Below are 5,717 nucleotides of genomic sequence, written 5' to 3'. Positions count from 1 at the left end.
ATGCTGGCGCCTCGGTGTATCAGCAGTACCGAGGCGATGCTATCGCAGGCAAGCCAGCTCCCACAGTAAATGGATGGTGTTTGTGGGGCCGTATTCCAAAATCAGTTCGCCAGGCGTGTGCCGCCCAGGCTGCCACTCAACTCATACGCCACCAACTCCGCCTGATGCGCCGCCAGAATCTCCGGCAACGACCCTCTCAGGTATTCCACCCAGGTCTTGATCTTCGCATCCAGGTACTGGCGCGAGGGGTAGATGGCATACAGGTTCAGCTCCTGCGAGCGGTAGTTGGGCATCACCCGCACCAGCGTGCCGTTACGCAAACCTTCAATAGCCGCATACACCGGCAGCAGGCCGACGCCCATGCCGCTGGTGATCGCGGTTTTCATTGCATCGGCCGAGTTGACCAGGAACGGCGAAGTGTTGATCGCCACGCTTTCCTGGCCTTCGGGGCCGTTGAAGGTCCATTTGTCCAGCTGGATCACCGGGCTGACCAGGCGCAGGCAGGCGTGGTTGAGCAAATCCTGGGGCCGCTGTGCGCAACCTTTGGCCTTGACGTAATCCGGCGAGGCACACGCGATGCTGTAGGTGATGCCCAGGCGCTGGGACACAAAACCCGAATCCGGCAGCTCGCTGGCCAGCACGATGGACACGTCGTAACCCTCGTCGAGCAGGTCCGGCACGCGGTTGGCCAGGGTCAGGTCGAAGGTCACGTCGGGGTGGGTGCGACGGTAACGGGCAATTGCGTCAATCACGAAATGCTGGCCGATGCCGGTCATGGTATGCACTTTCAGCTGCCCGGCGGGGCGTGCGTGGGCGTCGCTGGCTTCGGCCTCGGCTTCCTCGACATAAGCCAGGATCTGCTCACAACGCAGCAAATAGCGCTTGCCGGCCTCGGTCAGCGCGATGCGGCGAGTGGTGCGGTTGAGCAAGCGGGTTTGCAGATGGGCCTCAAGGTTGGAGACCGCGCGCGAAACGTTGGCGGTGGTGGTGTCCAGTTGCACGGCGGCGGCGGTGAAGCTGCCGGCCTCGGCCACGCAACTGAAGGCGCGCATATTTTGCAAAGTGTCCATGGAGTGTTCTCAAGGGAGATAGCAAATTGTGACAGAAAGTTACGCCGTCCAGTGATCCCTACCAACGGATTATCGCCTGAACGGTAACAAAGATTCACAGGAATGCCAGCTTATCGTTCCCCATGGCGCCCCCTAGAATTGCGCCACCTTCCCCGCCTCACCACCTCAGGAATTCGTTCGCCGTGCCGCGTCGCATCAGCAGAGAGCTGAAGGCTCTCAGTGTTTTGGCCTTATCGTTAGCAATCAGCGGCTGCATCGGAACCGGAGGAATCGCCCCCCAAGGCCAAGCCTTCAACGCCAATACCCTGGCCACCGACGCCGCCATCCAGAGCGCCGCGCAGGACGCCCACTGGCCCACCACACACTGGTGGCAAGCCTATGGCGACATGCAACTCAACCGCTGGGTCGACCTCGCCACGCAAAACAGCCCGAACATGGCCATGGCCGCCGCGCGGGTGCGGGAAGCGCGGGCCATGGCCGGGATCGCCGAGTCGGCTGAGTCGTTGCAGATCAACAGTGACACCACGCTCAAACGCCACAATTGGCCGAAAGATCAGTTCTACGGGCCGGGCGAATTGAGCGGTGCCAATACCTGGGACAACACCGCGTCCCTGGGCTTGAGCTACGCCCTCGACCTGTGGGGCCGCGAAAGCAATGCCAGCGAACGCGCCGTCGACCTGGCGCATATGAGCGCTGCCGAAGCGCGTCAGGCCCAGCTCGAATTGCAGAACAATGTGGTGCGCGCCTATATCCAGCTGTCGTTGCATTTCGCCAACCGCGATATCGTCGCCGCCACCCTGGCCCAGCAACAGCAGATCCTCGACCTGGCCAATAAGCGCCTGAATGCCGGCATCGGCACGCATTTCGATGTGAGCCAGGCCGAAACGCCCTTGCCCGAAACCCATCGACAACTCGACGCACTCGACGAAGAAATCGCCCTGAGCCGCAACCAGCTCGCGGCATTGGCCGGGAAAGGGCCGGGCGAGGGCGCGCAACTGCAACGCCCGAGTTTGTCCTTGGCCGCGCCGCTGAAGCTGCCCTCAAGCCTGCCCGCGCAATTGCTCGGCCAACGCCCGGACGTGGTTGCCAGCCGCTGGCAGGTCGCCGCCCAGGCGCGCGGCATCGATGTGGCACACGCCGGTTTCTACCCCAACGTCGATCTGGTCGGCAGCCTCGGCTATATGGCCACCGGCGGCACGATGCTGGGGTTTCTCAGCGGGCAGAAATTCAACTACACCGTCGGCCCGGCGATCAGCCTGCCGATCTTCGACGGCGGCCGTTTGCGTGGGCAGTTGGGCGAAGCCAGCGCCGGGTATGACATCGCCGTGGCCAAGTACAACCAGACGCTGGTCAACGCGCTCAAGGGCATCAGCGACCAGTTGATCCGCCGCGAATCCATGGACAAGCAAGCCACCTTTGCCGCGCAGTCGGTGGCCTCGGCGCAGAAAACCTACGACATCGCCATGATCGCCTACCAGCGCGGCCTCACCGATTACCTCAATGTGCTCAACGCTCAGACCTTGTTGTTTCGCCAGCAACAGATCGAACAACAGGTGCAGGCCGCGCGCCTGAGTGCCCATGCCGAACTGGTCACGGCCCTGGGTGGCGGGCTCGGCGCCGGTAACGACGTACCACCGGACGCCAAGACACTGCCGAGCAAAACCCCGGCGGCGCTCGCCGTGTTTGATCACTGAGTAGACTGTAATGACTCCCTTGCCTGCACCGCTGCGCTGGTTGCACTCCCTTGAGTGGCGCCGTGGTTTTTTCGACTGGGCCCGCAGCGACGGCGTGACCTGGGTGTATATCTTCAAGGTGCTGATCGCTGCGTTCCTGACGCTGTGGCTGGCCATGCGCCTGGAACTGCCGCAACCGCGCACGGCGATGATCACCGTATTTATCGTGATGCAACCGCAGAGCGGCCAAGTGTTTGCCAAGAGTTTCTATCGCTTCCTCGGCACCTTGGCGGGCTCGGCGGTGATGGTCTTGTTGATTGCCTTGTTTGCGCAGAACACCGAATTGTTCCTGGGCGCGTTGGCGATCTGGGTGGGCATCTGCACCGCTGGCGCCACGCGTAATCGCAACTTTCGCGCCTACGGGTTTGTGCTGGCCGGCTATACGGCGGCGATGGTTGGTTTGCCGGCGCTGGCAAACCCCGACGGCGCGTTTATGGCGGCGGTATGGCGCGTGCTGGAAATTTCCCTGGGGATTTTATGCTCCACCGTGGTCAGCGCCGCGATCCTGCCGCAAACCTCCAGCGCGGCGATGCGCAACGCCTTGTACCAGCGCTTCGGCGTGTTCGCGCTGTTCGTCACCGACGGCCTGCGTGGGCGCAGCCAGCGCGAAGGTTTCGAGGCCAGCAACGTGCGTTTTATCGCCGAAGCGGTGGGCCTGGAAGGGCTGCGCAGCGTCACCGTGTTTGAAGACCCGCACATGCGTCGGCGCAATGGTCGACTCAGCCGCCTCAACAGCGAATTCATGAGCATCACCACGCGCTTCAACGCCCTGCACCAGTTGCTCGAACGGTTACGTGCGCACGCGGCTGATCATGTGGTGGCTGCGATCAAGCCCGGCCTGCAAGGCCTTGCCGAAGTGCTCGACGGCTTCTCCGGCCGGGCGCTCACCAGCCCCGACGCCGCACGGCTGGTCAACCAACTCAGCGCCTACAAAGACGAGCTTCCCGCCACGGTGCGTGCCCTGCGTGCAAGCTTTCAGGAAGCCAACCCAAGCGAAGCTGAACAGCTGGATTTTCATACCGCCTACGAGCTGCTTTATCGCTTTGTCGATGACTTGCACAACTACGCGCTGACCCACGCTTCCCTGGCCGACCACAGCCATGAGCGCGAGCAGTGGAACGAGACCTTTATCCCCAAGACCAACTGGCTGGCCTGCGCGGCTTCGGGTATTCGTGCGTCGTTCATCCTTATTGTGCTCGGCAGCTACTGGGTGGCCACCGCCTGGCCCAGCGGCGCAACCATGACGCTGATTGCCGCCGCCACCGTCGGCCTGTCCGCCGCCACGCCCAACCCCAAGCGCATGGCCTTCCAAATGGCCTGCGGCACCTTGATCGGCGCACTGGTTGGCTTTGTCGAAATGTTCTTCGTGTTCCCCTGGATCGACGGCTTCCCGCTGCTGTGCGTGATGCTCGCGCCGGTGATCATCTTCGGCGCGTTCCTGGCCTCACGCCCGCAATATGCCGGGGTCGGCGTGGGCCTGTTGATCTTTTTCAGCACCGGCTCGGTGCCGGACAACCTCACGGTCTACAACCCCTACACCTTTATCAACGACTACATCGCCATGATCATCGGCATGCTGGTGTGCGCGGCGGCGGGGGCGATCATTCTGCCGCCCAACAGCCGTTGGTTGTGGCGCCGTTTGGAGCAGGACCTGCGCGAGCAGGTTGTGTATGCGATCAGCGGCAAGCTCAAGGGCCTGGCCTCGAGTTTTGAAAGCCGCACCCGCGATTTGTTGCACCAGGCCTACGGCCTCGCCGTTGGCCAGCCGCAGGTGCAGCGTGATTTGCTGCGCTGGATGTTCGTGGTGCTGGAAGTCGGCCATGCGATCATCGAACTGCGCAAGGAACAGGCGATTTTGCCGGTGCACCCGGCGTATGCCCAATCCCAGCCGTGGCGCCAGGCGATCCGCGTGATGGGGCGCTCGCTGGTGCGGCTGTTTTTGCAACCGAGCGCGAACAATCTGGAGCGTGGACTGGTGGCTGTCGACCATGCGATCAGCCGTGTGCAGGCCACCGACGAACCCTTCGCCCCGCATTTTGATACCTCGGCGCTACGCCGGGTGAAAAGCTACCTGCACTTTATCCGCACCTCGCTGCTAGACCCGCAATCGCCATTGGCTGCCCTCAAAGGACCCCCGCATGCCCCGTGAAATCGCATTCCATGGCCTGTACATGCCGACCATGACCCTGTTGTTTTTTATCGCCGCAGGGTTGGCCTGGGCGTTGGACCGCTTCCTGGCCGGGTTCGACCTCTACCGTTTTTTCTGGCACCCGGCGCTGCTGCGCCTGAGCCTGTTCGTTTGCTTGTTCGGCGCGCTCGCGCTGACCGTCTACCGTTGAGAATGCCCCGATGAAAAAGTTTTTCAGCCTGCTCGCGACCTTGCTGGTATTGGCATTGGCGATCTGGATTGGCCGCACGTTGTGGGTGCACTACATGCAAACGCCGTGGACCCGCGATGGCCGCGTGCGCGCCGACATCATCAATGTGGCGGCCGACGTTACGGGCGAAGTGGTGGATGTACCGGTGCGTGACAACCAGTTGGTGAAGAAGGGCGACCTGCTGATGCAGATCGACCCCGAGCACTACCGCATTGCCGTCAAACAGGCGCAGTCGCTGGTGGCTTCGCGCAAAGCCACTTGGGAGATGCGCAAGGTCAACGCCCACCGCCGTGCCGACCTCGACGCGCTGGTGATCTCCAGGGAAAACCGCGACGACGCCAGCAACATCGCCGACTCGGCGTTGGCCGATTACCAGCATGCGTTGGCGCAACTGGAAGCCGCTGAACTTAACTTGAAACGTACGCAGGTGGTGGCGGCAGTGGACGGTTATGTCACCAACCTCAATGTGCATCGCGGCGACTACGCGCGCATTGGCGAGGCAAAAATGGCCGTGGTGGACATGAACTCGTTCTGGG

At 62.5% G+C, this 5,717-nt stretch carries 5 protein-coding genes; 4 read left to right on the top strand and 1 reads right to left on the bottom strand.

Annotated features, from left to right (window positions below; translation table 11 throughout):
* Positions 1–101: 101 nt before the first annotated feature.
* Entirely contained in the window at positions 102–1,070 is a 969-nt protein-coding gene (locus FEM54_RS22580; RefSeq protein ID WP_017138167.1) for a LysR family transcriptional regulator, read from the bottom strand.
* A gap of 182 nt (positions 1,071–1,252) precedes the next feature.
* Here FEM54_RS22580 and FEM54_RS22575 point away from each other — a divergent pair, with 182 nt between their 5' ends.
* The 4 genes from FEM54_RS22575 to FEM54_RS22560 form a co-directional block, all read left to right on the top strand.
* Entirely contained in the window at positions 1,253–2,764 is a 1,512-nt protein-coding gene (locus FEM54_RS22575) for an efflux transporter outer membrane subunit (RefSeq protein ID WP_138453124.1), read from the top strand.
* A 10-nt stretch (positions 2,765–2,774) separates the two neighbouring features.
* Positions 2,775–4,952, top strand: coding sequence for an FUSC family protein (locus tag FEM54_RS22570; RefSeq protein ID WP_138453122.1), 2,178 nt, complete (start codon positions 2,775–2,777; stop codon positions 4,950–4,952).
* Positions 4,942–5,142: a DUF1656 domain-containing protein gene (locus FEM54_RS22565; protein ID WP_017138164.1), complete on the top strand. Its 201-nt coding sequence runs from the start codon at positions 4,942–4,944 to the stop codon at positions 5,140–5,142. Before FEM54_RS22570 ends, FEM54_RS22565 begins: the two co-directional genes overlap by 11 nt.
* A 10-nt stretch (positions 5,143–5,152) precedes the next feature.
* The coding region (locus tag FEM54_RS22560; protein WP_138453121.1) for an HlyD family secretion protein at positions 5,153–5,717 on the top strand (565 nt) is incomplete at its 3' end.

This window comes from Pseudomonas edaphica, from assembly GCF_005863185.1.
Taxonomy (GTDB): domain Bacteria; phylum Pseudomonadota; class Gammaproteobacteria; order Pseudomonadales; family Pseudomonadaceae; genus Aquipseudomonas; species Aquipseudomonas edaphica.
Note: the sequence above shows the minus strand (reverse complement) of the source record. Positions and strands in the feature narration are given on the sequence as shown.